Genomic DNA, 25,675 nt, shown 5'->3' with positions numbered 1-25,675 from the left:
GTGCCGCCATCCTCAATCGCTTCACGCGCTTGGGCACGCCCACGACCGTAGCGGTGACCATGCCGTAAATCCGTCTGGGGTTTGGGGTACTACGCGCTCAATTGATTTATGCAACAAAGCCTCTTCGATGTGGAGCTTCCGTTTTCGAATCGCAACACCGATCGCATGCTCGTCACCCTGGCCAAGGTGCACTACCTGAACAAGTCGACCGAGTACAAGCTGATCGACCGCCGCTACGAGCTGGCCTTGCAGGGCTTGACCAAGGTGGCGCTCGGCCACCAGAAGATGCGCGAGAACATGAACAAGCTGACGGGCGACGAGACGCGGCGCATGCTCGCCAACTACGCCCGCGACCTGCGCATGATCCGCGATGGGCTGAACGGCGATTGAGGAGGACGTCATGCAGGAGCCATCACACGACAAGAGCACCCGCTCGGATGCGGGCGCCGCGCAGGACGGTGCCACTCCGTCCAAGGTCACCACTACCGCCAGCGCCCAGGCCGCGCCAACCGCCAATGCCAAAGGCGACGCCACCAGGACCACCCACGGTGCTGGCGACGGCGGCGGCCTGTCCAGCATGCAGCAGGTGGTCGAACTGGCCGATGGCTTGTCGACGATAGCCGACCGCCTGCACGAACGCATCCTGCGCGAGATCCGCAGCTATGACGACCGCGGCGTCCCCGTCCCGGTGCAGGACGCCATGCGCCGCCTGCTGGACGATGAAATGGTGTTGCGCCAGCGCGCCAACACCCTGTATGCCGACGCCGCCGCCTTCGTCATCCAGGGCCTCGGCCAGCCGCAAAGCCGGCTCAATGCCCTCACCGCCGCCGCCGCCGAAAAGATCCGGCGCATCGGCGTGATCGGCGAAGTCACCGGCCTCGTCGGCGGCCTGCTGTCCCTGGCCGGCGCTGTCGCCGCCGGCCAGCCGACGCCGATCGTGCTGGCCATCGAGAAAATCCAGCTGCACAGCACCACCCTCGATGCGCTCACGCCGACGCCGCCGACGGCCGCGGCCTGAACTGCGGATGCCGGCAAGGTGGCCGCCGCATGGCGGCCCCTACTCTCAGTACATATGCTGCCCGCCATTGATGGCGATATTGGCGCCGGTCAGATAGCCCGCCAGGTCCGACACCAGATAGGCCACCAGCCCCGCCACTTCCGCCGGCTTGCCCAGCCTGCCGACGGGGATTTGCGGCAGGATGCGGTCGCGCAGTACGTCCTGCGGCACTTTTTCCACCATGGCGGTGTCCAGGTAGCCGGGCGAGACCGTGTTGATCGTGATGCCGTGGCGCGCCACTTCCAGCGCCAGCGACTTGGTGAAGCCATGCATGCCCGCCTTGGCCGCGGCGTAATTGGCCTGGCCGAAAGCGCCTTGCTGGCCATTGACCGAAGAGATATTGATGATGCGCCCCCAGCGCTGCGCGATCATCGCCTCGAGCACCGGCCGGGTCATATTGAACACACTGTCGAGATTGGCGCCCATCACCGCATGCCAGTCTTCCTGGCTCATCTTGCGCATGCTGCGGTCGCGCGTGATGCCGGCGTTATTGACCAGGACGTCGATCCGGCCGAAGTCGTCCAGCACCCGGCGCACGACGCTCTCGCAGGCATTACCGTTGGAAACGTCGAGCTCGTAGGCCCGCACCTTGACGCCGTCCGCCTCCTGGCCGGCCAGCCAGGCATCGCGGCGCGCATTCTGCGGCGAATGGGTCGCCGCCACCAAAAACCCCTCCGCATGCAGGCGCCGGCATAGCGCCGTGCCCAGCCCACCCATCGCCCCCGTCACCAGGGCTACCCGCTTTTCTTGCCGTGCTACCTTGTCTCCTGCCATGTCGACCTCCTGTTCTCGTTGGCGCCAATGACGCGACTGCGAGCATCCGAGTGTAGGGAAACGACAACAGCAGGCTGTTGATTAGGATCAAGTGTGAAGGGGCAAAGCCCATGTGCAACGAACGGCGCAGCCAATACGGTGCGCTGATCCTGGACGGCTCAGGCGATGACGTCGGGCCTGCTGGCGGGATCGAAATCGGCCCAATCACCGCCGACGATATTGCCCTGGGCCCGCTCGATGTGGTGGGCGCCCAGCTGGCGCAGCAGGTCGACGGCGCGCGCCTGCAGGTCGGGATCGTCGAAGGCGACCGCCACCAGCATGCCGGCCGGACGCGGCGGCACGGCATTTTCGCCACCCTCTTCTGGTTCGCCCCGCTCTTTCATCTTGCTGAAGCTGAACAGCGAGCCGACGTGGCCGCCCACCAGGCCGCCGACCACCGGCCCCAGCGGCCCGGTGACGGGCGAGGTGGCGGCGCCCACGGCCGCACCGACGGCGCCGCCCGTGGCCACGCCCTTCACCACGCCTTCGGGCGCCTCCTTGGCGCCGGGCGACTGGATGTGGTCGCCGCCGATGGGCGTCATATCGTGCTGGCCGGGCTGGGTCAGGTAAAACCCGCTGATGCGGTCGGCATCGAATCCGGCGTCGACCAGGGCGTCGCGCGCACGGTCGACGTCGTCCTGAAGCTGGAAACGTCCTGCGATGATGGTGGACATCGGCGATTCCTCCCCAATTTTACGTGGCAAAAGAGTAGCAACTAAGTGGCAACTACGGTAGCTCAAGCGTACGCGGGCCGCGCCGGCCGCTCTGTACGCGATCGCACGCTGCTCATTGCCACCGATATCACCCTGCTACCGCCACTGTCCATAGACCACCCCATAGCTCGGCGGTTCCTCCGCAGGCGGCGGTGGTGCGCTCTGCCATTGACGTGGATCGATCCGGTAATACTTGAGGAATTCCTCGTACAGGGCCGGATGGCGCGCCGCCAGCTGGTGCGGCTGCTCGAAGAAGCTTTCGGTGGCCACCGCGAAGAACTCGGCCGGATTGGTCGCGCCATAATGGTCGAGCACGCCCTGCATGCCCCACATGGCCTCCTGGCGCAGGTTGGCATAGTCGCGCGACAGCACTTCGGACCAGCTGCGGTAGCGCTCGCTGCTGCCCAGGTAGGGGGCGCCGTTCGTATTGCCCGACTCGCTGTCGAGCTGGTGGGCGAATTCGTGCAGCACCACGTTATGGCCGGCCGAGTCGGCATGTCCGGCGCGCCGCACATGGTCCCACGACAGGATCACGCGGCCATCGCCCCAGGATTCGCCCAGTAAATCCTGGCGCTCCTCGGTCACCACGCCGGACACGTCGACCTGCTTGCGCGGCACCAGGAAGGCGCCGGGATAGACCAGGATCAGGTCCAGCGTGGGATAGATGGCGGGCTTGCCGGTGTCTGCGACCCGCCCCAGCAACAGCAGGCAGGCCTGGCCCGCGATCGTCACCCGCATCTCGTCGGTGACGTCCAGGCCGGCGCAGCCGACGAATTTCTTCTCGTGCAGGAATTGCTGGACCATGCGCTGCAGGCGCCGGCGCTGCCCCTCGTCCATCGCACGGTATTGGGCGAGGTTGCGCGCCAGGATGGCGGCATGCGAGGCCGGCAAGGGCCGCGCCAGCGCCTGCCGCAGGCGCCACTTCGGCCACAGCCAGGCCGCCAGCGCGGCCAGGCCCAGCGCACCGACTGCGATTGCTTCCATGGTCAAGCCTTGCCGGCCAGCCAGGCTTGCACCTCGTCGGCGCCGCCGATCAGCTCGCCGCCGACGAAGACCTGCGGCCAGGTCATGCGGCCGGTGACGCCGCGCAGGACGATGGTATTGATCTTCTGGTCTTCGGAGATATCGGTATAGTGGATGTCGTTGTCGCGCAGCGCCTGCTTGGCGCGGGCGCAATGGGGGCAGCCGGGCCGCGAGAACATGACCACCGGTTCCGGCACTTCGGCATCCGGCGCCAGGTAGGCCAGCATGGTATCGGCGTCCGAGACCTCGAACGGATCGCCTTCGCGCTCCGGCTCGATGAAGATTTTCTCGATCACGCCATCCCGCACCAGCATCGAATAGCGCCATGAGCGGCGGCCGAAACCCAGCTCGCGCTTGTCGACCAGCATGCCCATGCCCTCGGTGAAGTCGCCGTTGCCATCCGGGATGACCGTGATATTGGCCGCGTCCTGGCCGGCCTTCCACTGGTTCATCACGAAGGCATCGTTGACCGAGACGCACAGGATGTCGTCCACGCCATGCGAACGCAGCACCGGCGCCAGTTCGTTATAGCGCGGTAAATGGGTCGAGGAACAGGTTGGGGTGAAGGCGCCCGGCAGGGAAAACACGACGACCGTGCGGCCCTTGAACAGCTCGTCGGAACTGAGATCACGCCATTGGTCGTCGGGCCTGGCCTTGAAGACCACGTTCGGGACTGCTTTGCCTTCCAGCGATTCGGCACTCGGTAACATCGTCACTCCTATCTGGTTGAACCTGCCGGCTGAGCGGCGGCATGGCAGACAAGTGAGGATTATTGACCGGTTTTCAACACAGGAGTTGCAATAAGTTGGTTACCTGAAGGGCCCGGCGCGGTGGCCCCATAAAAAAACAAAGCCGCGCATCAAGCGCGGCAAAAATGACGACAGCGATCGTCGAACCGGAGCCGTTGCGGGTCTCTACCGCAGCAGCCCCGGGCGCGCACTCAGGCGCGTTCCTTGGCGGTGGCGGCGTTCTGGCCTGGCGCCGGCCCGAACAGTGCTGCCACCAGCGGATCGCGGGCGACCGGGCTGCGGTTCACACGGATCGCGTAATGGGTGTCGTCGGCCAGGATGTGGAAATGGCGGCCGCTGCCGGCCATATTCTGTTCGCGCAGGCCTGGGCGCTCCTTGCGTGGGGCGGCGCCCTCGCGCTTCGGCTGGCAGATCGCGGCCAGGAAGGCCTTGACGCGCTCCGGATCCGGCGAGATCTGGTACACGGCCTTGCCGAGGTAGGTGGCGGTGCCTTCGATATAGCGCGCCAGTTCGATCACGCCGGCTTCGCGCAGGTCGCGGATGTACTTGCGGGCGCCCGATGGCGAGAATTTGAGGAACCATGCGATCTCGTCGGCCAGCATTTCGTGGTTCGACAGCTCGTTGATCAGCTTTTGCATGTTTTCGATGCGACGCTGGGTGGCCGAGGTCGAACGCACACGCTCGATCGGGGCCAGCGAAATCGGGGCGCGCTCGGTCGGTTGTGGTGGGACGCGCTCGATCAGCGCCGAATTGCCGGAAGTGTGCACTGCGCCGGTTTCGCCTGGGACCGCGTTGTGCTGAGTCGTTGCATGCATATCGATGAGCTCCAATATAGAGAGTGAGACTGTGTGGTCCGGGTCGCTGTGTGTCGTATGACACCCTGACAACATCTCGGTTCCGCTTAACTGGACTCAAGATTGCCTGCATCAGACATCATGGTCTGTGCGCCATCCAACATTCGACAACATTCCTAAAAGCATTTTTCGTCTGCCTCTACCGACACGTGACGATACAAAAATGCAAGCCCTCTTTTGGCATGCATGCGTACACCGCATGACGATGTCAGGATTGCATGTCACCTACCTAATATAAATATGTCGGCATGACAGCCGGGTGACAGTGCGTACGCCCTGCACGCGCACTCTGAACATGACAGCGTCGTTACAGTTCGTTTCATCTTGGAAATGTGGAGTTTTTACCACTGTTGTAAAATCGCACAGCCTTTCCGCGTTGGGTGCGCTACCGCACCGAGCTTATGGAACTTGCACTGTTATTCTTTATCCAACATCGCAGCTGACGTATGCGTTGTCATCAACTTTTAACCTACGGGAGTTACCTGTGAACAATACCAAGAAGATCGCCCTGGCTGCTGCACTGCTGTGCGCATCCGGCGCCACCCTCGCCCAAGAGATCAACCCATCGTGGTACATCCAGCCAAGCGTTAACCACGTGAAGCCGGATGCGGACTTCGGCGTGGATGATCGCGACACCGGTGGCGGCCTGAAGTTCGGTAAGGCGGTGCACCAGAACTGGGATATCCAGATCGGCGCCAGCCAGACCCGCTTCGAGCAAGGCATCAACGACTATCGCCAGACCCTGCTGGGCGTCGACGCCCTGCTGATGCTGAGCCGCGATCGCTTCCGTCCGTTCGTCCTGTTCGGCCTGGGCGCCGAGCGTGACAAGGTTGAGAACCGCGTCGCCGGCCGCTTCGTCGAGAAAAACTCGCCGTACGCCACCGTCGGTATCGGTTTCCAGGCCAGCCTGACCCCGCAATGGTCGCTGCAAGCCGACCTGCGCACCGTGCGCGGCTTCCTGCGTGATGACGAAGAATTCGGCTTCAAGCGCAGCAACAACAAGATGCTGACCGTCGGCCTGAACTACGCGTTCAACCCGCCGCCAGCACCACCGGCACCGGCTCCAGCCCCAGTGGTCGAGGCGCCGCCTCCAGCACCGGCTCCGGTCGAACCGCCGCCACCACCAGCACCACGCTTCCAGAAAGTGACCCTGGAAGCCACCAAGCTGTTCGCCTTCGACAAGGCTGAAGTGATCACCCCGGCGCCGAAGCTGGACGAGATCGCCGCTGCCCTGCAGGCCGACACCTCGGTCACCAACGTCGAGATCACCGGCTACACCGACCGTCTGGGTTCGGAAGCCTACAACCAGAAGCTGTCGGAGCGCCGCGCCAACGCCGTGCGTGATTACCTGGTCGGCAAGGGCATCGACGGCAACCGCCTGCGCGCCATCGGCAAGGGCGAAGCCAACCCGCTGGTCGAGTGCAACCAGAAGAACCGCGCTCAGCTGATCGCCTGCCTGGAACCGAACCGCCGCGTCGAAGTCGACCAGATCACGGTCGAAGTGCCAGTGCAGCAGTAATCGCTTAGGCGGCAACGCTAATTCGGGGGGCTTCGGCCCCCTTTTCATTTGGAGGATGGGATATGGCAGTTAAGAAATGGTTCCCTTACACGCACCAGATTCTGAAAGTCCTGCGCTGCGCGGTAACGGAATGGCTGGACCACCGTGCCTCCAGCAAGGGCGCAGCACTGGCCTTCTACACCCTGTTCTCGCTGGCGCCGATCCTGGTGCTGGTGATCGCCGTGGCCGGTTTCTTCTACGGCGAGGAAGCCGCGCAAGGCCAGTTGCTGGCCGAGCTGCGCGGACTGCTGGGTGCACAGGGGGCGGACACGATCCAGGCCATTCTGGCCGGCGCCCAGAACAAGGAAACGGGCCGCTTCGCCACGATCGTCGCCACCGTGCTGCTGATCGTCGGCGCCACCACCGTGTTTTCCGAGCTGAAGGACAGCCTGGACGAGATCTGGGGCCTGCCGGCGCCGCCGGATGCCGGCATCTGGAACACGATCCGCACCCGCCTGCTGTCGTTCGGCATGGTCCTGGTGCTGGGTTTCCTGCTGATGGTGTCCCTGGTCGTCAGCGCCGCCACCACGGTGGCCGAGAAGTTCATCACCGGTGTGTGGCAGGAAGCCGCCATCGTCATGGGCTGGATCGCCTCCGGCGTCGGCTTCCTGGTCATCGCCACCCTGTTCGGCGTGATCTACAAGCTGCTGCCGCGCGTGCGGCTGTCGTGGAAGGACGTTACCATCGGTGCGCTCGGCACTGCCGCGATGTTCACGCTGGGTAAGTTCGGGATCGGGCTGTATATCGGCAACAGCGGCACCACCGACAGCTTCGGCGCCGCCGGTTCGCTGATCGCCCTGCTGCTGTGGGTGTATTACTCGGCGCAGATCTTCTTCCTGGGCGCCGAATTCGCGCGCCAGTACGCCCTGCAAATGGGGAGCTTGCACAACAAGCCGAAGGAAATCACCGGCGTCGAACCGAAGGCCAGCACCGCGTAAGACATGTAGGGTGGAAGGCTTCGCCTTCCACGCGTCCGACGAGGGTATGCGTCACCGCAACACAGGCGATATCTGAACGCGTGGAAGGCAGAGCCTTCCACCCTACACCCAGCGAGCGCGCCGGATGATCATTCGCCCAGCAGCTCCGCCACCACTTCCATCCCCTCGACCCGCTCGGCCACCACCTTCAGCACCATCACCACCGGCACGCCGAGCAGCAAGCCCCAGACGCCCCACAACCAGCCCCAGAACAGCAGGCTGACGAAGACCGCGGCCGGATTCATGCGCGCGATCTTGCCGGTCATCCAGGTGGCGACGACCATGCCGACCAGGGTCGCGATCACCAGCGAGGCGCCCGCCACCAGCATCACCATGCTCAGGGTCTCGAACTGGAGGAAGGCCGCCATCCCGGTCGCGACCGTGATGACGAGGGGACCGAAATACGGCATCAGGTGGGCCACGCCGGAAAAGGCGGCCCAGGCGCCGGCGTTCTCGAGGCCGATCAGGCGCAGCGCGCCCCACATCATGAGGGCGAGCAGGATATTGGTCACCAGGAGCATGAACATATAGCTCTGGATCGAGGTATTGATGTCGTCCAGGATATGGACCGTGACTTTCTTGCGCGTGAGCGAGGGGCCGGTGAGCTTGACCAGCTTGCGCTTGAAGGTGTCGCCCGCCAGCAGCAGGAAGAACACCAGGAACACGACCATGGTCGCCTGCGACATGAAGGCGGCCAGGCTCATGGAGCCGGCCAGCACCCAGTCCATCACGCGGATCGGCGAACTCGCCGCGGCGGCCGGCGGCGGATACTGGCGCCGCTGCTGCGCCAGGCGCTTGGCGTCGGCGCCGACATTGCTCGCGGCGCGCTCGATCTCGGCCGCCGCCGCCTGCATCTGCTGCAGGGTCGAGCGCTGGCCGCTGGTATTGGTAAGGATGCGCGTGACCTTGTGGGTCAGCGTCGGCAATTCGTCGAGAATATTGAAGAACTCGCCCTGCAGCCGGTACAGGGTGCCCGCCATCGCGCCCACGATCACGGCCGTGACCAGGGTGGCGCCGATGATGCGCTTGATGTGCCAGCGTTCGAGCCAGCGCACGACGGGATTGAGGGTGTAGGCGATCAGGATGCCGAGCAGCAGCGGCACGAAGAATTTCTGCGCCCACTGGAGCGCGAACACGAAGGCGATCGTGGCGAGGATGCCGAGCGACAGTCCGCGCGCATTGACGTGCAGCGGCACGCGCATGCCGCCGATGTGCAAGGCGATGTCGTCGCCAGCCGCGCGCGTTTCCGCGCGGGCGGCGTCGCCAGGAGGGGCGGCTGGTTCAGGCGAAGGGTTGGACGCTGCCGGCATGGCCGGATCGGTTGGTGCTAGCTGCATGGTTTGCCTGAACGAGATGCCGGGCCGCCCCGGCTGAGCGCATATTATTTCACACGGATGTCGTTCTTGACCGAAGTCACGCCCTTGACGCCACGGGCGATCTCGACGGCGCGCTGCGCATCGCGTGGATCGGCCACGAAGCCCGACAGCTGGACGTCGCCCTTGAAGGTTTCGACGTTGACTTCGCGCGCTTTCACGTTCGGGTCGTTGATCAGGGCAGCCTTGACCTTGGTGGTGATCACGGTATCGTCGACGTACTCGCCGGTGCTGGCTTGCTGGTTGGTCGACGAGCAGCCGACGGCGGTGATGGCGACGGTGGCGACGAAAGCGGCGGAAATGAGGTTCTTGGCGATTTTCATGATGGCTCCTTATTGATAGTCATGGTGGTGCAATACCCTTGCGGGCGGGTTGGGCGGCGCCGGCAATCCGGCCCGCAGGTTCTTTCATTTGCCGTAGGCCGTCCGGGTGGTGCTGACGCACCCTTCCTTGACGTCACCGGCGAAGGCATCGCACTTCTGCAGTGCGACGCGGTATTCGGCATCGATCCTGGCGTCCTGCGCTTCGAGGCGCGCCTCGATCGCCTTGCGGTCGGCGCGGGCGTCGGCCTGGCTGGCCACCAGGGTTGCCTTGGCCTGGCGCTGGCACACTTCACGGTCGTTGCCAAGCGCGGCGCTGCAGCGCGTCTTGTCGCGCTCGTAATAGGCCGAGGCGATGCGCATGCGCGCCTGGGTATAGGCCGCCAGCGTGTTCTTGTAGGCGGCGCCCGCTTCTTCCTCGACACGCACGCGGGCGGCTCGAGCGTCGGCGACGCATATCTCGTGCGGGACACCGGCCACCGCATCGCAGCGCGCCTTGGCGATGTCGTAGGCGGCTTCGGCGGCATCCATCGCCTGTTGATAGACGGTCTTCGGCTCCGGCGCCGGCTGCTGGGCGACAGCCTGGCCAGCCCAGCCGAGAGCTGCACCGATCAGAAGGAGCGCGTGAGACGTCTTCATTGTTTTTGTTCTCCATTTGTCAACATTGGAGACATCTTTACATGCCGCGCACCCGGTTTCTGTTCGATGCCGAACACAACTAACAGACTCTTGGCCCGCGCATATAGATGAGTAGATATAGAACAAGCCACTAGCCGAAACCGGATGCGCTGCCCATCGCTAAAAGAGTGATAGCGGGAGGCTCTACCCTCGAAACAAGGTGGGTGCGGCAACGCACAGACCCTCATTGGGCACCTGACTATTCTGGACACATACTTTTGTCAGGAGAACAACATGAATGCTAACCGTAAATTTATCGTCGCCCTGCTGGCGACCGGCGCGCTTCTCACTGGCTGCGCCAGCAACAGCTCCCAGCCCTACGGCTACAACAATGGTTACGGCTCGGGCAGCAGCACCGCCTCGGCCGGCTACGGCGTGATCGAATCGATCCAGGTGGTCCAGGGCGAGAACCGCACCAGCGGCGCCGGCGGCGTGCTGGGCGGCGTGGTCGGCGCACTGGCCGGCAGCCAGATCGGTAGCGGCGGCGGCCGTACCGCGGCGACCGTGGCCGGCGGCCTGGCTGGCGCCGTGGTTGGCAACAACGTCGAGAAGAACCGCAACGCCGCAGGCCCGGAGATGTACCAGATCAATATGCGCATGGATAACGGCGAATACCGCGCCGTGACCCAGGACAGTGCCTACGATCTGCGCGTGGGCAACCGCGTGCGCATCGTCGACGGCCGCGTCTACCGCTACTGATCCAGCGGCACGAGGCAGCACAACCATGGCTACTCTCACCCGCATCGTGCGCGGCGCCTGCGCCTGTGCACTGGCCGGCGCCGCCTTCGCGGCATCGGCCCACGCATCGGCCCAGGAAGCAGCGCAAGCCGGCACCGACGCCGCCGTCAACCCGACCGTCGCCCGGCAACAGGCCCAGGAGATTGCCAAAGGCGATCCGCCGCGCTGGTACCGCGACGATCCGGCGCAGCAAACGCTGCGCAAGGAGCTCGGCGCGGCGCTGCAGGAAGCGCAGAACGCCTGCCGCAAGGCGCCGGCGGCCGAACGCAAGTCGTGCATGGAAGAGGCGCGCGCCACCTGGCAGCGCGAGACGGCGCAGCTCGGCAAGCCGATGCCGCGGCAATAAGTTCGAGGCGCATCGACGAAAGCGGCCATCGCGATGGCCGCTTTTTTTCGCCTATTTCTTTTTACGCCGCGGCGGCAGCGGGTACACGTCGGCCACCAGGATGCTGTCGCCGATCTGGCGGCTGGGCGAGGCCGCGTCATGCACCACCAGCACCCCCTCTTCGCGCCCGTCCTGGCTCGAAAACAGCGAGATGCCTTCCGGATGGTCGACGCCGTGCCCGAACGGCAGGGCCAGCACGTGTTCCAGCATGTCCCGGCCCACCACCGAGGCTTTGCCGGGCCGCGCCCCACCGGGCCAGCGCAGCAAGGTCACCGGCCCATCGAGGTCCATCGTCGGCCCGGCCAGGATCAGGAGATCCTTGCCTTGCACGCACAGGTCGCGGATACCCAGGCCGTCCAGGTCGAGGAAATGCTTGCGGTACAGGGCGCCTTCGTCGTCGAGCGGCGCCAGCCGCAGCCAGCCCTCTTCGCCATCCTCGACCGGCGCCACTTCGACGATCGCGGCCCAGCCGCGCAGCACCGGGCCGCGCAGGCCCAGCAGCACATGCTTGCCGGCCAGGGCGATGCCCTCGATATCGAAACCATTGTCCTTGCCGGGGATGGCCAGGAAGGGACCGAAGTGCTCATCCTGCCGCAGCAGCCCCGTCAGTTCGTTGCCGTGCTCGTCGCCACGCAGCTGCGCCGCGGTGCGCCGCCTGCCCTTGTCCGCGGCTTCCTTCTGCAGCGTGAAGCCGCCGTCCTGCCTGACGAGGGGGATGCGCGCCAGCAGGTAGCGGTTGCCGTCGGCGCTGACGCTGGCCAGGCGCTTGTGCGTGCGCCGCACGCCGTCGCCCTGCTCCGGCCGCTTGCGGCGCAGGCTGTGCGAGCCGGTCAGCCACAAGTAATCGCCGTCGCTGGCCAGGCCCTCGATATCGGCTTCGTTGATGCGCTTGCTTTCCTCTCCATGCGGCGGCAGGGGCAGTTGCAGGAAGTCGTGCAGCGCGAACTGGCGGTGCGCGCGCGCAAAACTGGTCTTGCCGCGGCTGTCCTCGGCCGCCAGCGTCAGGCGCTCGATGCTGAGCGACTCGTCGTTGGCCAGCCACAAGGTATCGCCCATGCGCAGGGCCACCGACAGGCCGTTGCGCAACTCCTTGTCGGGGCTGAGGTCGTCGCGTTCAGGGTGGAATTCGAGCAGGACGATATTGGACGGATGCATGGTGCGCCTCGCGATCGGGATGAACTCCAGCATAACGCATGAGCCTGCGCGCGAAGCATCGGCTTGCGCAAGGCGAGACGTATGCCAACCGTGCGCAGGAAATCTTGCCGAAAAAAATGAACGCGCGGCGCGTCAACCGCCAGCCGAGGCATGCGTTATATGTTCAGCCGACAAAAAAAGACGGCGCCCAATCCCCGATTGCGACGCCGCTCAAGCCCCACGATATTCTGTACTACACGATCCGCCCTGTCGTTCTCGATGGCGGCGCGATCGTTGATATTCCGGCCGCATGCTCCAGCCACGTTCGGGCTGGGAGTTGCCGCAAGAGCCCCTGCAGCAACGTCTGGAATACAGCTTACCCTTATTCTGGTATTTGCTGCGCCCGTTTGCGATTGACGTACCAGCCCAGTGCGCCCAGCACCAGGGCGGCGCCCGCCGCTTGCTTGCCCAGCCGGCGCTGGCGCACGAAGTTGATGACGCCCAGCGCATAGGGCAACAGCACCGACACATTGGTTCCGGTTGGCTTCAGCATGGCATCGGCCCGGGCGCGCAAGGCCCAGGTCGCGTGATCCATCGCCGAGTGCAGCATGACTTCGGGCTTGATGCCGTACTGGATGCTGGCCTTGGCGTGCGCCACGCCTGCACGGAAGAACTCGCCTTCACGCAGCAGCTCCGCCTTGCGCACCGCCGGATCCAGGCTGTGCTGGTGACCGGCCAATCCTGTCGTTCCGTTTTGATTCTGCATACTTTCTCCCTTGGTAGGCGCTTGCAACAGCCGCTTGCAACGGCCTCTTGCATCAACCGCTTACATCAACATCTCGCGGTCGTTCTTGAGTTCTTTCATCGTCGCCGGGAAGGCCAGCTTGTTCTGCTTGAGCAGCGCCAGCCCCTTCGTCACGAGCACCGCCGTGATCAGGGCGAAGACCGCGAACATGATCAGCAGGATGGTCCAGCCCATCGATTCCCACGCCAGCGCGACCACCGTCATGGCGCCGAAGGCGATGGCGAACCAGACCGCCAGCACCGCGGCCGCGAAGATGGCCAGCAGCTCGATCACGTGGTTGCGGATCTCGGACAGCTCGAGCGCCGCCAGTTCGACGCGCGAGACCGCCAGCCCGAACAGGCTCTTGAACAGGCTGGAAATGCCGCTGATGACACCAGGGTTATGTACGATCGCGTCTTGTTTATCCACGTCAGCTCTCCGGCCTTATTGCTTGCGGCTCAGCAGGATGCCGAGCAGCACACCGACGCCGGCCGCGATCGCCATCGTGCGCCACGGATTGTCCTTAACGTAGACATCGGCGGTGTGGGCCAGTTCCTTGCCCTTTTCCACGGCCTGGGTCGGCAACAGGCTGGCGCCACCCAGGGCGCGGTCGAGCAGCTCCATGCCGCGTGCGCGCAGTTCCTCGGCCTTTTCGCCGGTCAGCGAAGCGGCCGCGGTCAGCATCGACTGGGCATCGCGCACCAGCGCCTTCATGTCGGACTGGGTTGCATAGGTGCTGCCGCTGATCGGGTGCATGCTGCCGTTGGTATTGCGGGAAGTTTCTAGCATGTTCTACTCCTGTCACTGAAAATCAAAAAAACGGACGCAAACGCCCCGTGCTGGCCAGGGCCGGGGCCCTGGCCAGCACGGGACTGACGACTCACGCCAGCAGGTCGCGCATATCGTCGGCATGCTCTTCTTCGACCGCCATGATGTCGATGAGCATATTGCGCGTGGTCGGATCCTTGTCGCCGATCGCCGCGATCATCTGGCGGTAGGACTCGATCGCCACCCGCTCGGCGATCAGGTCGGCCCGCACCATCGCCTGCACGTCGTCGGACTCGTCGTACTCGGCGTGGCTGCGCGCGGTGAGCGTGGCCGGGTTGAAGTTCGGCGAGCCGTTGAGCTGTACGATGCGTTCGGCGATGCGGTCGGCGTGGTCCTGCTCTTGCTGGGCGTGCTCGAGGAACTCGGCCTTGATGTGGCCCGTGTTGGGACCGGCCACCGTGTAGTAATGGCGCTTGTAGCGCATCACGCACAGCAGTTCGGTGGCCAGGGCGTCGTTGAGCATCGCGATGACCGCCTCGCGGTCGGCCTGGTAACCCTCGGTGACGGCGCCGTCGTCGAGGTTGGCCGCCGCGCGGCGAATCGCCGAGATGTCGAAGCCATGTGCCAGGTTGTTCGTTTGTTCCATGGTATTTCCTTAATCAGTGTTCAAAGCGGTTCAACGCATTGCTGCGCGTGGTGGAATCTGGGCGCCATCGTTGGACAGCACGATCTCGACGCGGCGGTTCTGCTGGCGGCCGGAAGCGTTGTCGTTCGACGCCACCGGGAATGCCTGGCCGTAGGCCTTCATCGAGATGCGGTCGCGCGGCACGCCCATTTCGCCCAGGGCGCTGGCGACCGCGTTGGCGCGGCGCTGCGACAGGTCCTGGTTGTAGCTTGCACTGCCGGTACTGTCCGTAAACCCTTCGACCAGCACCGTACGGTCCGGGTTCTCGCGCATCACGTCGGCCAGCTTGCGCAGGGTCGACATTCCGTTCGGATTCAGGGTCGCCTGGTTGGTCGCGAACAGCACGTCGCCAATCGTCACCACGTAGCCGCGCTCGGTCTTGACGGCCTGGATGTCGTTCAGCAAGGCTTCCAGGTGGGCGGCGCGCTCGGCCAGGGCGGCGTTCTGCTGCTGGGCGGACTGGGCCTGGGCCTGGGCCTGCTGGGCGGCGGCGGTGGCGGCTTCGGCCTCGCGCTTGGCGCGCTCGGCTTCGGCGGTGCGCGCCTCGAGGCGGACCTGGTCGCGCTGGCGCGCGGCGTCGGCGATGTCGGCTTCGGCGGCCTTGGCCTTGGCCACTTCCTGCGCGGTGGCGATGCGCTGCTTGGCGACATAGGCCAGGCGGTCGATGTCTTCCAGGCTTTCGCGGCGATGCGCGGCCTGGTTGGCCTGGTCGAGCGCTTCGCTGGCCTGCTTGAATTCCATCGGCGCATAGGTCGACACTTGCGGATTGTTGTTGGCGCTGACGAAGTCGGCGCGCGCCTGGTCCAGGGTCGCGGTGGTCACCGGGGCGCTGGCGCAGGCGGCGGCCAGCACGGCGGCGGCCAGGATCGAGACGGCGGATTTACGGTTTTTCATGTTCTTGTTCCTCTTTTTGTTGAAGCGCCGTTCGACGGCGCGGACTCATGCGTTCATGCGGACGTCAACGGTTCATCTCACTGGCTGTTGGCGCGATCGACTTCCTCGCGCAGCACGCGCAGGTCTTCGTTCAGCTGGGTCGAAGCGGCAGTCGCCTTGGCCGAGACGGCCTTGCTCTGGGCCAGCTTGGCGTCGGCCTGGGCCTGGATCGCCAGTTCGCGCGCCAGCTTGTAGTCGCGCGCGGCCAGGGCCTGGTTGGCGCGCCCCATCTTGTCGCGCGCGGCGCTGATCTCGGCCGGCGCCAGTTCGGCGGCGCCCGCCGACACGGCGTTCTCGACCGCGTGGCGCGAGACCGCCACGTCGGCCGTCGCGGGGGCCTGGTCGGGGCTGGCGCACGCGGTCAGTGTCAGCACAACTGCGGCGCAGCTGAGGCGAAGCCCGGTCATCGTTTGATGTTTATTCATCGCATATTCTCCTGGGGAAGTGTTGTAGAGAACGTTATAAACCTGTTATGCCCGGCACTCAGTTCGTTGACGCACATTGATTTCCACAGCGGTCGAACAGGGCTCGCACCACGTCGCCGCTGAAACACCCTGTAACAACACGGCGCGCCGATTGTGTGTTGCCGAACAGATCAAATTAGCAACGGACTCTAGTCTTGAACCAAGTCACCGAGAAAGCGACATACCCGAATGAACGGATCGAGCATCAAGCGTCACGCAAGCATTCCAGTCCTGCTGGCCTTCCTGGCCTGCGGACCGCTGGCAGGTTGTGCCTCAGGCATTCCCGGTTTCGGCAGCGCCGAGACCGTCAATGACGAAGCCATCAGCGCCGGCGTGCGCAGCGCCATCAGGCTCGATCCCGAACTGACGGTTTCCGATCTCGATGTCGACACGTATCAAGGCATTGTCCGGCTTAGCGGCTTCGTGAGCTCTGCCGACAGCGTAGCCGCTGCGGCCTCGGTCGCACGAACCGTCAAGGGCGTCAAATCGGTCAGGAATGACTTGCGCCTGAAGTAACCCCATCAAAGGAGATCATCATGAAAAACATCAAATCGCTGGTAGTGACCGCAACCCTGGCAACCGCCGCCTTCGGCATGGTCGGCTGCTCGAACATGTCGCAGCAAGACCGTAACACCGCCATCGGCGCCGGCGCCGGCGCCGTGCTGGGTGGCGCCGTGAGCGGCGGCAGCGCGCTCGGCACCGTGGGCGGCGCAGCCGTCGGCGGCGTGATCGGCAACCAGGTCAAGACCACCAACTGATCGGCGTCGGCGTCCGACAGCAAAACGCCCGGCTTGCCGGGCGTTTCTACTTGGCGACCGGCATGGCGCCGGCCTCCCTGACGATGGCGTAGCAACTGCAGGCCGCCGCCGCCAGTCCTTCGGGATCGAGGATCTCGATATTGCCGCGGCTATAGTCGATCAGGCCTTGCTGCTGCAGCGCGCTGGCAGCCTTGGTGACGCCGACGCGGCGCACGCCGAGCGAGTGCGCGAGGAATTCATGGGTCAGGTGGAATTTGTCGGATTGCAGGCGGTCGCGCGTGACCAGCAGCGAGCGCGCCAGCCGCGCTTCGAGCACGTGGAAGCGGCTGCAGACGGCGATCTGGATCGCCTGCGCCAGCAGCGCATCGGTATACCGGTACAGCACCTTTTGCAGCGCCGGATTGCGTTCGACCTCGCTGCGAAAGTGCGCGCCATCCATGCGGCTGGCGTTGCCGGCGCGCTGGACCACGGCGCGCACCTGGGTCGTGTCGTGGCCCAATGCGGTGGTCACGCCCAGCATGCCTTCGCGCCCCACCTGGCCGACCTCGAGCGTCATGCGTCCCTCGGCCACACCCAGCAGGGACACCAGGCAATCGTGGGGAAAATAAATGTGCTCGATCGGATCGCCAGCTTCGCACAGTATTTGCCCTGCCTCTACCCTGACCTGATCCAGCATCGGCAGCATGCGCGCCATCTCTTGCGACGGCAGCGCAGCCAGCAGCAGGTTGCTGTTGCAGTCGGTAACGGGCGGATGGACGGCAGAGTTCATTCTTTCCTCAGAGAGAATTGTAAGGATCAGTACGCAGCGCAAGCCGGAAGCGCCCCGTTCCAGATACATTTGCAAACAATTTATGGCAGCGTAACCGTCGCCCCTTGAGCGAGTATGTACGGTGACGCACGGAACCCCGGGTTGTTCCTGAAGACAATCAACGTACCAAGGCGTCAACGCCATACGAAAGGAATAAAGATGAATACGCCCCCACAACATCCCATCAAGAACCGCACCCACCCACTGCTGCTGCTGGCGGCCGCTGCGGTCGTGCTGTTCAGCCTGGTCGGCACCGCCGCCATCATGGGCTGGCTGCCCTCCTCCACCGGCGGCACCGCCAACCGTCCGCTGACCGAAGCCGACCGCCAGGCCCTGGCCTCCACCCTGCCGCAGGACGTTCCCCAGCAGGCGCCGGGCTACGCCGCCTATCCGGGCGCACCGCTCGCGCCGGCACAGCAGGCACAGCAGCAGGCATATGCGCCTGCGCCGGTGCCAGCCCCCGCACCGGTCGCCGCGCCAGTGGTGGCGACGCCGGTCAAGGAAACCAGGCCGACCCAGGTCGCCGCCAATGAGCGCAACTGGTGCGAGAACTGCGGCAACGTGGAATCGGTCCGCACCATCACCCAGCGCGCCGAAGGCAGTGGTCTGGGCGCGGCCGGCGGCGCCGTCATCGGCGGCCTGCTGGGCAACCAGGTCGGCGGCGGCAACGGCCGCACCCTGGCCACCGCGGCCGGCGCGATCGGCGGCGCCGTGGTCGGCAACCAGGTCGAAGGCAATATGAAGGCCACCACCAGCTACGAGATCCGCGTGCGCCTGGACGACGGCACCCTGCGCACCTTCCGCCAGAACAGCCAGCCGCAATGGCGCAGCGGCGACCGCGTGCGCATCGTCAAGGGCAAGCTGCGCGCGGTCGCCTGAATCCGATGGATTGAATCAGGCAGGCTGCATGGCTAGCACATGGCCGGGATTGCGCAAGCGTCCCGGCCAATCTTTTTCCTGAATGCAATGTGCGCCAACGCACGGAAATATGGATGAGCTGACCCGACAATCGAATCACGCTGAAACGAAAAGCGGGACACCATCAACCGTGGGAGAAGCGCATGAACAGCATGGCATGGATCGGCATCATCGTCTGGGGAATCGTACTCACTCTGTTCGGCCTGTTGTCGGCCGGGGGATCGCCCGATGGGCAGGGACACCTGCAACCGCAGGACATCGTGTTCCTGATCGCGGGCGGCCTGCTCACCTGCCTGATCGGCTGCACCGGCCTGGTGGGCATGATGGGCTGGATCCCGGGATTGCGAAAACAAAAAAGTTGCGCATAATGTACGCCATCGAACGGTACACAACAGTGGGCAAGTACATACTGGAATCACAGCGCAACCGGCGCAAACAGTAGAGGAGAAACCATCATGTTGTATACCATCGCTGTCGTTCTCGTTATCCTGTGGCTGCTCGGCCTGGTGACCTCGTACACCATCGGCGGCTTCATCCACATCCTGCTCGTCGTCGCCGTCATCATGATCCTGGTACGCCTGATCAGCGGACGCGGCATATAGCAGTAGAATGACAAGTCACGCTTGTCGCAGCACCCAATCCGTTTCGCGGTCGCGCCTGATTCGGGCGTGACGACGAAACGGATTTTTTACTTAAGGAGTTCCACTATGCAGAAAAACTTCATCAAAACCACCGCCGCCATCGCCATCGTCGCCCTGACCGCGACCGGTTGCGCCGACATGTCCGCCACCCAGCGCGGCACCGCGACCGGCGCCGGCATCGGCGCCGGCCTGGGCGGCCTGATCGGCGGCACGACCAGCGGCGGCGGCGGTGGCCGCGTTGCCGGCGGCGCCGCCATCGGCGCGGCCGCGGGCGCCGTGATCGGCAACATCTGGTCCAAGCGCATGGAAGCGCAGAAGCAGCAGATGGAACAAGCCACCCAGGGCACCGGCGTGCAAGTCACGCAGACCCAGGACAACCGCCTGAAGCTGGAAATCCCGAGCGACATCTCGTTCGACACGGGCCGTTCCGACATCAAGGGCAATTTCCAGCCGATCTTGCAGCGCTTCGCCCAGACCCTGCAAGAGAACCCGAACACCAACGTCGTCATCATCGGCCACACCGACAGCACCGGCAGCGATGCGATCAACCAGCCGCTGTCGGTCGACCGCGCCTCGCGCACCCGCGACTTCCTCGCCGGCCGCGGCGTGAACCCGAACCGCATCACCATCGAAGGCCGCGGCTCGCGCGAACCGATCGCCTCGAACAACGACAACGCAGGCAAGGCACGCAACCGCCGCGTCGAGATCTACGTCGCCGAACCCGCGCGCGGCTGATCGCCCTCCCACTAACGACAAAGGCCGGCAATGCCGGCCTTTGTCGTTTCCGATGCAGCTGGTTTACGCCGCTTCGGTGAACGCGAGGTACAGCTCACGCGCCTGGCGCGCGACCGGGCCCGCTTCCAGCGTGCGGTCCTCATAACGGGTGCATGGCGTGACCTTGCCATAGTTACCGGTGCTGAAGATTTCGCGCGCGGTATTCAGTTCGGTGGCCTTGACGCTGCGCTCTTCGACCTGCACGCCGGCCTCGGCCAGCAGCGCCATCACGCGCGCACGGGTGATCCCGGCGAGGAAGGTGCCGTTCAGCGCCGGCGTCACCACCTTGCCGTCTTCAGTCACCAGGAACAGGTTCGACGCGGCGAATTCGGCCACGTGGCCTTCGGCGTCGAGCATGATGGCCTGGTCGAAGCCGCGTTCCTTCGCTTCGCGCATCGCCCGGGTCGAATTGGCGTACAGGGCCGAGGCCTTGGCGTCGGTCGGCGCCATGTTCGGCTGCGGACGGCGCATGGTCGACAGGCAGGCCGAGAAGCCCGTGAACGGTGGCAGCGGCGCATCGAACAGGGTCAGCGCGAACTGGCTTTTTTCGGCGACCGGGATCAGGAAGCCCTCGGAACCGAACACCAGCGGACGAATATAGAGTTCGGCATCAGGCGGGAATTTGGTCACGCCTTCGCGCACCAGGGCTTCCATCTCTTCGACCGTCAGCGGGCAGCGCAGGCCGAGTTTTTCGGCGGAGGCGATGACGCGCTCCAGGTGCGGACGCAGGTCGGGCAGCTTGCCGCGGATCGCGCGCGCGCCGTCGAACACGGACGAACCGAGCCACAGGCTGTGGTCCATCGCGCCATACAGTGGAGTGTTACCTTCAGCCCATTGGCCGTTGTAATAAGTGAGGTACATGGTTTCCTTCATCATTGCAAAACCGTACCAGTGTAGCGGGATCGGCGCCGGCCCGTCCAGCGCCGCCGCCGCGCCACGCCGCCCGGGCTAGCGGGGCTCGCGCACATCACTTGCGGCCAAGCCGCTCGACCATGGCCATCACGGACTGCATCTGCGGCGCCCCCTTCGTCGCGAAGAGGGCGCCCTGCTGGTCTTGCGAATACCCCCAGAAATCCCAGCAGCCCCTGGGGTTGGCTGGAATGCGATTGGAACGGGACACCTGCGGATACAGCACGATCAGGCGGTTGGCATCGGCGAATCCGTTGTAGCCCACATTCCGGTAGAACCGGCTCCCGATCTCGGAGGCGCCCTGGCTGCAGCCGTGGAAGACGACGTGCACCGCGCATCCGCCGCCACGGCAGGCGTCCGGCACGTAGACATACGCCTCGGCATCCATGCTGGTGCGCAGGCCGCGGACGAATTCACGCTGGTCGAAGCGGATCAGCTGGCCCGATGGCGCGCCGCCGGCCGCGCGGGTGCGTTCCGGGTACAGGTGCCGCAGCACGTCGTGCGCCTGCACGAAGCCGCAATTGTTGATATAGGGAGGCTGGGTGGCCGCGCATGGCGGGTCGTCCGGATTATCGGTGGCGATCGCATGGCCGGCCTCGCCGTTGAAGACATACCTGATCTGGCCGGGGGCCGCGCCCGCCTGCTGGTAGAACGTCCGCACCTCTTCCACCACCGAGGTCCTGACCACCACGTCGTTGCCGCCGCTGGCGACGTACACCCGTTGTCGCGCCAGGTTCTGCACCGGATCGATGCGGCCGTCTGCTGCGAACTTGCGCGCATTCCTGAACGACACCGCACCATCGGCGCCGACCGGCCGGGCGATCGGGTTCATGCAGGCATCGGCCGCATTCTCCAGCGTGCTGCGCTCGGGGTAGGTGCCTGCGCAATAGAAGGGGCCGCCGCCGATGATGCCTACCCCCGCGATCCGGCTCGAATAGGCGGCCGCGAGCTGGCCGGCCATGAAGCCGCCGGAATCGAGGCCGGAGACCGTCGTCTGGCCCAGGTCGGCGCCCAATGCCGGCAGCGGCACAGCCTGCTGGGCCATGGCGGCGCCCCCAATAGCCCAAGACAGCATCACGGTCAGTATTCTTCGTTTCATCTCGTCGCCTTTCGCATGCGGCCGCCGCGGCAACGGCGCCGCGCAGCAAGAACATGCTCCAAGGAAACACTCGGGAGAGCAAGCACTATTTCGCCTGACTTGCAAATATCCCGCTGCCGGCGGTTTCATCCATTCCCTTACTGTTCGTTGCCACACCATATTTACCGGCCTCGTCGCGTACACTACGGCTTTCCAGTAAAAATTGTTTTCATGCTCGCTACTCTCGAACGGATCGATCCCTACAGCGACAACATCGACCTGCTGGTCGAGTTGGTCTGCCACCTGCGCCCGCGCCAGCGTTGGGTGTGGCAGGACGTGGACGATCCCGCCCAGGCGGTGCGCACGCTGACCCAGCTCCTGAAAGGCAATCCAGTCCAGGCCTGGGCGCTGCGCCGCTACATCACGACCCTGCTCGAGAAGCGGCGGCACACCAGTCTTTACAGCGATATCGGCATCCTGTCGAACGACGGCTTCGTCACCGAACTCAAGAGCCGCATCACCTACCGTCTCCTGCCGCCGGCGCTCGACGACCTGTATCTGTCGGACGCGCTCGACCAGGTGCTGTACCGCGAGGACGACTTCGAATGGATCCGCGCGGTGCCCGACGGCGACTGGATGCAACTGTTCGACGTCATCGCCAATGCCGCGCCGCCAGACGGCAGCGCGCCCGGCCGCGCGCTCGTGGTCACGCTCAAGGGCTTGCTGGACGCGATCCGCACCCTGTCCTGCCGCATCTGCGCGCTCGGCCTCGAGCCGCGCCTGGTGCACAGCTACAGCCAGATCGAGAATTTCGATTCGCCCTTCCTGATGCAGAATATCGAGGCCAACCGCTACCTCGACGAATACGCGCGTTACCTGAGCGGTGAGCGCGAGCGTCCCGACGACGCGCGCCACCTGCTGGTGATGCTCGACCAGTGCGAGGACGTGGTGCTCAAGATCCGGCGCCTGGCGCTGTCGAACGGCACCAGCATCGCCCTCACCTATCTGCTGGTGGCGGTGCAGCAGAGCATCGACCGCCTGCAGAAGCTGCTGTTCCTGGTCGACGTCACCGACGAGAAGGGCTCGACCCCGGCGCCGGCGCCGGAAATCATGGACGAGCTGGTCATCGACGGCGAGGTGCTGCCGCCCGTGGCGCCGCAAGCCGACAGGCCGGGCCAGCTTGCCCTGCCCGACGCCCCGCTGCTCACACCGCGCCAGCGCGCCGCGATCGCGCTGGCCGAGGAATTGATCGAGGCCCACAACACCAAGTACCAGGTCAGCGGCCTGGTGCGCGACAATGTGCACCTGCTGGCGCGCAACGTCACCGAGAACGCCAGCCGCACCGGCGAGCACTACATCGCCGAAGACCGCAAGGACTTGCGCAAGATGCTGTGGTCCTCGTCCGGCGCCGGCTTCATCGTCGGCTTCATGGCGCTGTTCAAGATCCTGCTGGGCTACCTGAGGACGCCGCCGCTGGTCGAGGCCTTCCTGTTCAGCATGAACTACTCGCTCGGCTTCGTGCTGATCCACATGCTGCACTTCACGGTCGCCACCAAGCAGCCGGCCATGACGGCGCAGCGCATCGCGGCCTCGCTGCACCGCTCCGCCAGCGGGCGCGGCATCGACGTCGACAAGCTGGCCGAACTGGTCAACAAAGTGTTCCGCACCCAGATGGTGGCGGTGCTCGGCAACGTGCTGGTGGCCTTCCCGGTCGCCCTGGGCATCGCCGAGTTCGTGCGCTGGTACACCGGCCACCACCTGGTCGACCCGATCAAGGCGCTGCACCTGCTGAACGACATCGACCCGCTGCACAGCCCGGCCCTGTTCTACGCCGCCGTCGCCGGCGTCTGGCTGTTCGTGGCCGGCCTGATCTCGGGCTATTACGACAACAAGGCGCTGTACACGCGCATGGGGCAGCGCGTGCAGCAGATCCGCGGCCTGCGCCGCCTGCTGGGCGCCGAGCGCACGGCGCGCCTGGGCGGCTATGTCGAGGACAATCTCGGCGGCCTGATGGGTAACTTCTTCTTCGGCATCCTGCTCGGCACCACCGGCACCATCGGCTTCCTGCTCGGCCTGCCGATCGACATCCGTCACATCACCTTCTCGGCCGCCAACTTCGCCACGGCCCTGGTGGCCCTGGACTACGGCATGACCTGGGCCCAGATCGCCAACGCCACCGCCGGCGTGCTGCTGATCGGCACCGTCAACCTCCTGGTGAGCTTCGGCCTCGCGCTGTGGGTGGCGCTGCGCGCACGCAAGATCGTCTTCAAGCGCTGGATCCTGCTGGTGCAGGCACTGGGCCGGCGCTTCGCCTATTCGCCGGTCGAATTCTTCCTGGGCCCGCGGCATCGCCAACTGCCGCCGCCCGATACCGTGTCCTCGAGGGGAACAAAATGAACAAGAAGCGCGTTGCCGCCTGGTTGGGATTCATCGGTTTCGTCTGCGTGGTCGCCTCATGCAAGGCCCTGCCCGACCGCAGCACCATCGTTGGAACACCCGACAAAGCCGTGCCCACCGTCGCCACCCCGCGCGGCGAGCTGAAGGACGGACAGGCGGCGGCGCTGCTCAAGCGGCGCTGGGCGCGCGCCTCGCCCGACCTCAAGCAACTGGCGGTGCTCGAAGAGCAGGCGACCGGCGTGCCGCTGATCGCCGGCAACCAGGTCTCGCTGCTGTTCGACGGCCCGGCCACGATGCGCGCCATGATGGAGGCGGCGAAGAACGCGAAGACCTCGATCAACCTCGAAACCTATATCTTCGACCATGACGAGATCGGCACCCAGTTTGCCGAGATCCTGATGCAGAAGCGCGCCGAGGGCGTGACCGTCAACATCATCGTCGACGGCGTCGGCACCCTGGCCACGCCGAAGGAATTCTTCGAGCGCCTGCAACAGGCCGGCATCAACGTGCTGGTGTTCAATCCGGTGAACCCGACCAAGCGGCCCGGCAAATGGGCGCTGAACAACCGCGACCACCGCAAGATCATGATCGTCGACGGCAAGGTCGCCTTCACCGGCGGCATCAATATCAGCAGCACCTATGCCAACAGCTCGCTGTTCCGCTCGAACAAGCGCGCCGGCAAGGTCAACGAAGAAGACGTCGGCTGGCGCGACACCCACATCAAGATCGAGGGTCCGGCCGTCGGCGCCCTGCAATGGGCCTTCATCGACAACTGGGTGCACCAGGACGCGGGCGAGCTGCCCGAGATCGAGTACTTCCCGAAACTGGCGCCGGTGGGCGAAAAGGTGGTGCGGGTGCTGGCGACGTCGCCCGACCGCGATTCGGAAATCTACAAATCGCTGGTGCTGGCGATCGGCGAGGCGAAGAAATCGATCCACATGACGGCCGCCTACTTCGTGCCGGACCGGCAGATCGTCGACGGCCTGATCGCGGCGGCCCAGCGCGGGGTCGACGTGCAACTGGTGCTGCCGGGCGTGTCGGACCACGACTTCATCAAGTATGCGGGCGAATCGTTCTACCACGAGCTGCTGGAAGGCGGCGTGCGCATCTTCCAGCTGCAGGTGGCGGTGCTGCACGCCAAGACCACGGTGATCGACGGCATGTGGTCGTCGATCGGCTCGGCGAATATCGACCGCCGCAGCTTCATCCATAACTACGAGGTCAATGTGGTGGTGCTCGATCCGCACTTCGGACGCGATATGGAAGCGGCGTTCAGGGAGGACCTGCGGCACTCGAAGGAGATCAAGCTGGCCGACTGGAAGCGACGGCCTTGGGGCGATCGGCTGCGCGAGATGATGTCGCGCCTGACTGAATATTGGATTTGAC

At 65.0% G+C, this 25,675-nt stretch carries 32 protein-coding genes; 14 read left to right on the top strand and 18 right to left on the bottom strand.

All coding sequences use genetic code 11. From position 1 onward, the window contains the following. Nucleotides 1–165: 165 nt before the first annotated feature. Together J3U95_RS22585 and J3U95_RS22580 are read left to right on the top strand one after the other, a co-directional pair. A complete protein-coding gene (locus J3U95_RS22585) occupies nucleotides 166–390 on the top strand; it encodes a hypothetical protein (protein ID WP_229520027.1) in 225 nt (74 codons plus the stop codon). Nucleotides 391–400: 10 nt separating this feature from the next. Beyond that, a complete protein-coding gene (locus J3U95_RS22580; protein ID WP_208280873.1) occupies nucleotides 401–1,018 on the top strand; it encodes a hypothetical protein in 618 nt (205 codons plus the stop codon). Nucleotides 1,019–1,063: 45 nt separating this feature from the next. On the opposite strand, the gene phbB is transcribed toward J3U95_RS22580, so the two are convergent. The 5 genes from phbB to J3U95_RS22555 form a co-directional block, all read right to left on the bottom strand. After that, the gene (gene phbB / locus J3U95_RS22575) at nucleotides 1,064–1,831 is read right to left on the bottom strand and encodes an acetoacetyl-CoA reductase (RefSeq protein WP_208280872.1); all 768 of its coding nucleotides are present in this window, start codon (nucleotides 1,829–1,831) and stop codon (nucleotides 1,064–1,066) included. A 158-nt stretch (nucleotides 1,832–1,989) separates the two neighbouring features. Then, a complete protein-coding gene (locus tag J3U95_RS22570; RefSeq protein WP_208280871.1) occupies nucleotides 1,990–2,544 on the bottom strand; it encodes a glycine zipper domain-containing protein in 555 nt (184 codons plus the stop codon). 135 nt (nucleotides 2,545–2,679) lie between these two features. Continuing rightward, nucleotides 2,680–3,567 carry a M90 family metallopeptidase gene (locus J3U95_RS22565; protein WP_208280870.1) on the bottom strand — a complete coding sequence of 296 codons (888 nt, stop codon included), beginning with the start codon at nucleotides 3,565–3,567 and terminating at the stop codon, nucleotides 2,680–2,682. Nucleotides 3,568–3,569: 2 nt separating this feature from the next. Next, complete coding sequence (locus J3U95_RS22560; RefSeq protein WP_208280869.1) at nucleotides 3,570–4,316, bottom strand: glutathione peroxidase; 747 nt, start codon at nucleotides 4,314–4,316, stop codon at nucleotides 3,570–3,572. A gap of 230 nt (nucleotides 4,317–4,546) precedes the next feature. After that, nucleotides 4,547–5,170: a winged helix-turn-helix domain-containing protein gene (locus J3U95_RS22555; RefSeq protein ID WP_208280868.1), complete on the bottom strand. Its 624-nt coding sequence runs from the start codon at nucleotides 5,168–5,170 to the stop codon at nucleotides 4,547–4,549. A 523-nt stretch (nucleotides 5,171–5,693) separates the two neighbouring features. Here J3U95_RS22555 and J3U95_RS22550 point away from each other — a divergent pair. Continuing rightward, nucleotides 5,694–6,728 (top strand): OmpA family protein, encoded by a 1,035-nt coding sequence (locus tag J3U95_RS22550; protein ID WP_208280867.1) that lies wholly within the window; start codon nucleotides 5,694–5,696, stop codon nucleotides 6,726–6,728. Between the two features lie 62 nt (nucleotides 6,729–6,790). Continuing rightward, nucleotides 6,791–7,705 carry a YihY/virulence factor BrkB family protein gene (locus J3U95_RS22545; protein WP_208280866.1) on the top strand — a complete coding sequence of 305 codons (915 nt, stop codon included), beginning with the start codon at nucleotides 6,791–6,793 and terminating at the stop codon, nucleotides 7,703–7,705. Between the two features lie 128 nt (nucleotides 7,706–7,833). Here J3U95_RS22545 and J3U95_RS22540 read toward each other — a convergent pair whose 3' ends face one another. From J3U95_RS22540 to J3U95_RS22530, 3 genes are all read right to left on the bottom strand, one after another. After that, entirely contained in the window at nucleotides 7,834–9,081 is a 1,248-nt protein-coding gene (locus J3U95_RS22540) for an AI-2E family transporter (protein ID WP_208280865.1), read from the bottom strand. Nucleotides 9,082–9,125: 44 nt separating this feature from the next. Continuing rightward, the gene (locus J3U95_RS22535; RefSeq protein ID WP_208280864.1) at nucleotides 9,126–9,440 is read right to left on the bottom strand and encodes a BON domain-containing protein; all 315 of its coding nucleotides are present in this window, start codon (nucleotides 9,438–9,440) and stop codon (nucleotides 9,126–9,128) included. Nucleotides 9,441–9,524: 84 nt separating this feature from the next. Continuing rightward, nucleotides 9,525–10,076, bottom strand: a complete 552-nt coding sequence (locus J3U95_RS22530; RefSeq protein WP_208280863.1) for a hypothetical protein — start codon at nucleotides 10,074–10,076, stop codon at nucleotides 9,525–9,527. 273 nt (nucleotides 10,077–10,349) lie between these two features. On the opposite strand from J3U95_RS22530, the gene J3U95_RS22525 reads away from it, so the two are divergent. Continuing rightward, nucleotides 10,350–10,814, top strand: coding sequence for an outer membrane lipoprotein (locus tag J3U95_RS22525; protein WP_208280862.1), 465 nt, complete (start codon nucleotides 10,350–10,352; stop codon nucleotides 10,812–10,814). A 25-nt stretch (nucleotides 10,815–10,839) separates the two neighbouring features. Next, nucleotides 10,840–11,199: a hypothetical protein gene (locus J3U95_RS22520; RefSeq protein WP_208280861.1), complete on the top strand. Its 360-nt coding sequence runs from the start codon at nucleotides 10,840–10,842 to the stop codon at nucleotides 11,197–11,199. A gap of 51 nt (nucleotides 11,200–11,250) precedes the next feature. On the opposite strand, the gene J3U95_RS22515 is transcribed toward J3U95_RS22520, so the two are convergent. From J3U95_RS22515 to J3U95_RS22485, 7 genes are all read right to left on the bottom strand, one after another. After that, nucleotides 11,251–12,426: a DUF3616 domain-containing protein gene (locus tag J3U95_RS22515; protein ID WP_229520026.1), complete on the bottom strand. Its 1,176-nt coding sequence runs from the start codon at nucleotides 12,424–12,426 to the stop codon at nucleotides 11,251–11,253. 328 nt (nucleotides 12,427–12,754) lie between these two features. Beyond that, nucleotides 12,755–13,138 carry a hypothetical protein gene (locus J3U95_RS22510; protein WP_147937083.1) on the bottom strand — a complete coding sequence of 128 codons (384 nt, stop codon included), beginning with the start codon at nucleotides 13,136–13,138 and terminating at the stop codon, nucleotides 12,755–12,757. Between the two features lie 60 nt (nucleotides 13,139–13,198). Continuing rightward, nucleotides 13,199–13,585 carry a phage holin family protein gene (locus J3U95_RS22505; protein ID WP_208280860.1) on the bottom strand — a complete coding sequence of 129 codons (387 nt, stop codon included), beginning with the start codon at nucleotides 13,583–13,585 and terminating at the stop codon, nucleotides 13,199–13,201. Nucleotides 13,586–13,600: 15 nt separating this feature from the next. Next, on the bottom strand, nucleotides 13,601–13,945 hold the full coding sequence (locus J3U95_RS22500) for an ElaB/YgaM/YqjD family protein (protein WP_229446495.1): 345 nt from the start codon (nucleotides 13,943–13,945) through the stop codon (nucleotides 13,601–13,603). A 91-nt stretch (nucleotides 13,946–14,036) separates the two neighbouring features. Next, a complete protein-coding gene (locus J3U95_RS22495; RefSeq protein WP_208280859.1) occupies nucleotides 14,037–14,570 on the bottom strand; it encodes a ferritin-like domain-containing protein in 534 nt (177 codons plus the stop codon). Between the two features lie 30 nt (nucleotides 14,571–14,600). After that, nucleotides 14,601–15,503 (bottom strand): OmpA family protein, encoded by a 903-nt coding sequence (locus J3U95_RS22490; protein WP_208280858.1) that lies wholly within the window; start codon nucleotides 15,501–15,503, stop codon nucleotides 14,601–14,603. Between the two features lie 77 nt (nucleotides 15,504–15,580). Beyond that, the gene (locus tag J3U95_RS22485) at nucleotides 15,581–15,967 is read right to left on the bottom strand and encodes a DUF4398 domain-containing protein (protein WP_005671349.1); all 387 of its coding nucleotides are present in this window, start codon (nucleotides 15,965–15,967) and stop codon (nucleotides 15,581–15,583) included. Between the two features lie 228 nt (nucleotides 15,968–16,195). On the opposite strand from J3U95_RS22485, the gene J3U95_RS22480 reads away from it, so the two are divergent. Together J3U95_RS22480 and J3U95_RS22475 are read left to right on the top strand one after the other, a co-directional pair. After that, nucleotides 16,196–16,522 carry a BON domain-containing protein gene (locus J3U95_RS22480; RefSeq protein ID WP_208280857.1) on the top strand — a complete coding sequence of 109 codons (327 nt, stop codon included), beginning with the start codon at nucleotides 16,196–16,198 and terminating at the stop codon, nucleotides 16,520–16,522. A gap of 20 nt (nucleotides 16,523–16,542) precedes the next feature. Then, complete coding sequence (locus J3U95_RS22475; RefSeq protein ID WP_208280856.1) at nucleotides 16,543–16,764, top strand: YMGG-like glycine zipper-containing protein; 222 nt, start codon at nucleotides 16,543–16,545, stop codon at nucleotides 16,762–16,764. 46 nt (nucleotides 16,765–16,810) lie between these two features. Here J3U95_RS22475 and J3U95_RS22470 read toward each other — a convergent pair whose 3' ends face one another. Next, a complete protein-coding gene (locus J3U95_RS22470) occupies nucleotides 16,811–17,533 on the bottom strand; it encodes a Crp/Fnr family transcriptional regulator (protein WP_208280855.1) in 723 nt (240 codons plus the stop codon). Nucleotides 17,534–17,731: 198 nt separating this feature from the next. On the opposite strand from J3U95_RS22470, the gene J3U95_RS22465 reads away from it, so the two are divergent. The 4 genes from J3U95_RS22465 to J3U95_RS22450 all read left to right on the top strand — a co-directional run bounded on the left by J3U95_RS22465 (nucleotide 17,732) and on the right by J3U95_RS22450 (nucleotide 19,866). Beyond that, complete coding sequence (locus J3U95_RS22465) at nucleotides 17,732–18,451, top strand: outer membrane lipoprotein (RefSeq protein WP_208280854.1); 720 nt, start codon at nucleotides 17,732–17,734, stop codon at nucleotides 18,449–18,451. 182 nt (nucleotides 18,452–18,633) lie between these two features. Then, nucleotides 18,634–18,858, top strand: coding sequence for a hypothetical protein (locus J3U95_RS22460; RefSeq protein ID WP_208280853.1), 225 nt, complete (start codon nucleotides 18,634–18,636; stop codon nucleotides 18,856–18,858). Between the two features lie 87 nt (nucleotides 18,859–18,945). Next, entirely contained in the window at nucleotides 18,946–19,092 is a 147-nt protein-coding gene (locus J3U95_RS22455) for a lmo0937 family membrane protein (RefSeq protein ID WP_005671362.1), read from the top strand. Between the two features lie 105 nt (nucleotides 19,093–19,197). Continuing rightward, nucleotides 19,198–19,866 (top strand): YiaD family glycine zipper/OmpA-like lipoprotein, encoded by a 669-nt coding sequence (locus tag J3U95_RS22450; protein ID WP_208280852.1) that lies wholly within the window; start codon nucleotides 19,198–19,200, stop codon nucleotides 19,864–19,866. Nucleotides 19,867–19,929: 63 nt separating this feature from the next. On the opposite strand, the gene J3U95_RS22445 is transcribed toward J3U95_RS22450, so the two are convergent. Further along, complete coding sequence (locus tag J3U95_RS22445; RefSeq protein ID WP_267877807.1) at nucleotides 19,930–20,778, bottom strand: branched-chain amino acid aminotransferase; 849 nt, start codon at nucleotides 20,776–20,778, stop codon at nucleotides 19,930–19,932. A 94-nt stretch (nucleotides 20,779–20,872) separates the two neighbouring features. Then, nucleotides 20,873–21,913, bottom strand: coding sequence for an extracellular catalytic domain type 2 short-chain-length polyhydroxyalkanoate depolymerase (locus J3U95_RS22440; RefSeq protein ID WP_208280850.1), 1,041 nt, complete (start codon nucleotides 21,911–21,913; stop codon nucleotides 20,873–20,875). A 210-nt stretch (nucleotides 21,914–22,123) separates the two neighbouring features. Here J3U95_RS22440 and J3U95_RS22435 point away from each other — a divergent pair, with 210 nt between their 5' ends. Next, nucleotides 22,124–24,289 (top strand): site-specific recombinase, encoded by a 2,166-nt coding sequence (locus J3U95_RS22435; protein WP_208280849.1) that lies wholly within the window; start codon nucleotides 22,124–22,126, stop codon nucleotides 24,287–24,289. Further along, nucleotides 24,286–25,674 (top strand): cardiolipin synthase, encoded by a 1,389-nt coding sequence (gene cls / locus J3U95_RS22430; protein WP_208280848.1) that lies wholly within the window; start codon nucleotides 24,286–24,288, stop codon nucleotides 25,672–25,674. Before J3U95_RS22435 ends, cls begins: the two co-directional genes overlap by 4 nt. Nucleotide 25,675 lies beyond the last annotated feature (1 nt).

This window comes from Massilia oculi (genome assembly GCF_017582745.1).
Taxonomy (GTDB): Bacteria; Pseudomonadota; Gammaproteobacteria; order Burkholderiales; family Burkholderiaceae_D; genus Telluria; species Telluria oculi_A.
This window is presented reverse-complemented; position numbering and strand designations above follow the sequence as displayed.